The sequence below is a fragment of the Thiobacillus sp. 65-1402 genome, assembly GCF_001897685.1.
Taxonomy (GTDB): Bacteria; Pseudomonadota; Gammaproteobacteria; order Burkholderiales; family Thiobacillaceae; genus Thiobacillus.
This window is the reverse complement of record NZ_MKUG01000032.1, coordinates 1-3,345: the sequence shown is the minus strand read 5'-3', so window position 1 is coordinate 3,345 and position 3,345 is coordinate 1. Positions and strand designations below refer to the sequence as shown.

Here is a 3,345-nt window from a genome sequence, read left to right as displayed (position 1 = left end):
ATCTGGCCCAGGCTTTCGTTCAGACGCGGCAAGTGGACGAGCACCGACGATATCAGGTAATGGGTGGCAGCATCGGAGTCGAAAGCCAGCGTCGAGCTGTCGACGATGTCGTCGAGCAGCGCGAGCTGCCTGGCGATCAGCGCGGTGTGCCGTGCAAAACTCTGCGGCCCGGCGATCGACTTCCCGCCGACCGCAGCGGCTACGGCTTGCCATTCGCTGCGGATTGCGGCCAAACGCTCATTCAGCCGGGGATCGGCCAAACCGGCCACCGACTGCTGCACCTTGGCCATGGCCTGCCCTACTTCGGCCTGTTTGGCCTGGCGCACTGTCTGGGCGCGATCGTCTCCGGCCAGCATCATGGCCGACTGGGCGCGGTGCTGCTGTGTGAGCTTGATCAGCGTAAGCGCATCGCCCGCCGGCTCGATCCCCGCGGCCTCGGTGTGCGCCACGGACAGCGCCTCGACCGAGGCTTGGATGACCAGCCATACAGGCAGTGCAACCATCGCCAGAACGAGGGCGCCGATCAAGGTGAACTTGCGGCTCAGTTTCAGGTTGCCGATGAACTGTTTCACGATTTTTCCTTGTGTTGAATAGTGTGGCCGATTGCGTCGGCGCGTCGGCGCATCCGCCAAACCCGCATCTCAGAACTCTTCCCACTCCTCGTTGCCGCCGCCGGCGGCCGCGAGCTTCTTCGGCCGCGCGGCCGCGGCCGCCGCCTTCGGGCGCGACGGCGGCAGCGCCACGACCTCGCGCAGCACCGGCAGCGCCGCCCGCTGTCCGCCGCCGCCGTCCAGCTTGAACACGCTCACCGCTTCGGCAAGCCTGGCCGCCTGATCCTGCAGGCTCTCGGCCGCAGCCGCAGCCTGTTCCACCAGCGCGGCGTTCTGCTGCGTCATCTCGTCCATCTGCCCGACAGCCTGGTTGACCTGCTCGATGCCGGCGCTCTGCTCCTGGCTCGCCGCGGCAATCTCGCCCATGATGTCGGTGACCCGTTTGACCGAGCCGACGATCTCGTCCATGGTCTTGCCGGCTTCGTCGACCAGTTTGCCGCCCGCATCGACCTTGCCTACCGAATCCTCGATCAGGGCCTTGATCTCTTTGGCGGCACCCGCCGAACGCTGGGCGAGGTTCCTCACCTCGGAGGCGACGACGGCAAAGCCGCGACCCTGTTCGCCGGCACGCGCGGCTTCGACCGCGGCGTTGAGGGCAAGGATGTTGGTCTGGAAGGCAATGCCGTCGATGACGCCGATGATGTCGGCAATCTTGCGCGAGCTTTCCTTGATCGAGGCCATGGTGTCGACGACCTGGCCGACCACCTGGCCGCCCTTGGCCGCAACGTCGGCGGTGGAGACGACAAGCTGGTTGGCCTGGCGGGCGTTCTCGGCGTTCTGCCTGACGGTGCTGGTCAGCTCTTCCATCGAGCTGGCGGTTTCCTCAAGGCTGGAGGCCTGTTCTTCGGTGCGCGACGATAGATCGAGATTGCCCGCCGCAATCTGCGTCGATGCAGTCGCTATGGTGTCAGTGCCGATGCGTACCTGGCCGACGACCTTCACCAGACTGTCGCGCATGTCTCGCATATTGGCCAGCAGGCTGGTTTTATCGCCGGCTTTGATATTGACTTCCACAGCCAGGTTACCGGCGGCGATTTCACGCGCCACGGCGGAAGCATAGTCAGGTTCGCCACCCAGTTGGCGGGTGATGGAGCGGGTCAAGAACCAGGCAATTGCGGCGCCTGCGACAACGGCGATGACGGCAATCACCAGCATCAACAGGCTGGTGGTGGCAGCAATATCTTGCACACGCTTGGCTGATTCATGCATCAAGCCCACTTGCAGTTTGACCAGATCCTCCAGAGGCTGAGCGAGTGCACTCTGGGCCTGGCGGCCCTCGCCGCTCAAAACCACGCGCGCTCCCTCCATGTCGCCGGCAAGGCCGGTTTCAATCGCCCGGTTCATGGCGGTGTTGTAGGCATTGCGGGCGGCGAGCGCGCTTTTGAGTATCCGGGCGCCCTGTTCGGTATTGATCGTTTCCTCCAACTTCTTGAACATGGCACCAGTTTCGGCGCGCAACTCGCCGATGTGTTTCTTCTCGGCCTGCTTCACATTTTCGTCGTTGGCCAGGGCAATATCTCGTACGGCACGTGCCTGTAAATTCAGGTTGGTCTGAATGATGCGGACCCACACCACCTTGGTCATGCGATCATCGACCAGCTGTTTTGCTTCGTTGCTGGCCCGCTCCAGCTGGACGCGGGCGATAATGGCAATGGCCAGCCCCAGCAAGATGACCAGCGCAAAGCCCAGTCCCATAGCGGTGGCGACTTTCATGCGTGCGCCCTTGGTGTGGTTCATTTCTTTCTCCTTGGCGAATAGATAATCAGTAGTTCACAGGCAGGCCCCGCGATGGCAGTCGGAAGAGCCGCCACGAAGGCGAGAGGCAGTTTCTGGCCAAGTTTCATGATGTTTGCTCCTGAGGGCTAAATAATTGCGGGAATAGACAGTTCTTTTTCATTACGGAATGTCCCGGGCTCAGAATTCCCCCCACTCGTCGCTGTCGCCGCCGGCAACCGCCGCCAGCCTCTTCGAATGCGACGCCGGCAATGGCGCAGACGGCATCGCCTTCTTCGCCACCGGCTGTTCCAGCTTTTGAACGACCGCACGTTCGATTCGCGGATTCGCAATCATGCTGTCCAGCCGGAACACGCTGACCGCCTCGGCCAGCCTGGCCGCCTGCTCCCGCAGGCTCTCGGCCGCCGCCGCCGCCTGTTCAACCAGGGCGGCGTTCTGCTGCGTTATCTCGTCCATCTGGCCGACCGCCTGGTTGACCTGTTCGATGCCGGCGCTCTGCTCCTGGCTCGCCTCGGCAATCCCGTTCACGATGTCGGCCACCAGTTCAACCGAGGTCACGATGTCGTCCATCGCTTCTCCGGTCTCGTCGACCAGCTTGCTGCCTGCCTCGACTTTGCCGACGGAGTCTTCGATCAGGGCCTTGATCTCCTTGGCGGCGCCGGCCGAGCGCTGGGCAAGGTTCCTCACCTCAGAGGCGACGACGGCAAAGCCGCGACCCTGCTCGCCGGCACGCGCGGCTTCCACCGCAGCGTTCAAGGCAAGGATGTTGGTCTGGAAGGCGATGCCGTCGATGACGCCGATGATGTCGGCAATCTTGCGCGAGCTCTCCTTGATCGAGGCCATGGTGTCGACGACCTGGCCGACCACCTTGCCGCCATTCGCCGCAATGTCTGCCGTCGATATCACCAGCTTGCTCGCATGATGGGCATGCTCGGCGTTCTGCTTGACGGTGCCGGTCAGCTCTTCCATCGAACTGGCGGTCTCTTCCAGGCTCGACGCC

Annotated in this window: 3 protein-coding genes; all 3 read right to left on the bottom strand. The window is 63.3% G+C overall.

Going from position 1 to position 3,345, the window contains the following annotated elements:
• Nucleotides 1-572, bottom strand: a 572-nt coding sequence (locus BGO62_RS02785) for a nitrate- and nitrite sensing domain-containing protein (RefSeq protein WP_296639082.1), incomplete at its 3' end; no start/stop codon positions are given.
• A 69-nt stretch (nt 573-641) separates the two neighbouring features.
• Nucleotides 642-2,348 (bottom strand): methyl-accepting chemotaxis protein, encoded by a 1,707-nt coding sequence (locus tag BGO62_RS02780; protein WP_296639080.1) that lies wholly within the window; start codon nt 2,346-2,348, stop codon nt 642-644.
• A 177-nt stretch (nt 2,349-2,525) separates the two neighbouring features.
• Nucleotides 2,526-3,345, bottom strand: an 820-nt coding sequence (locus tag BGO62_RS02775) for a methyl-accepting chemotaxis protein (RefSeq protein ID WP_296639079.1), incomplete at its 5' end; no start/stop codon positions are given.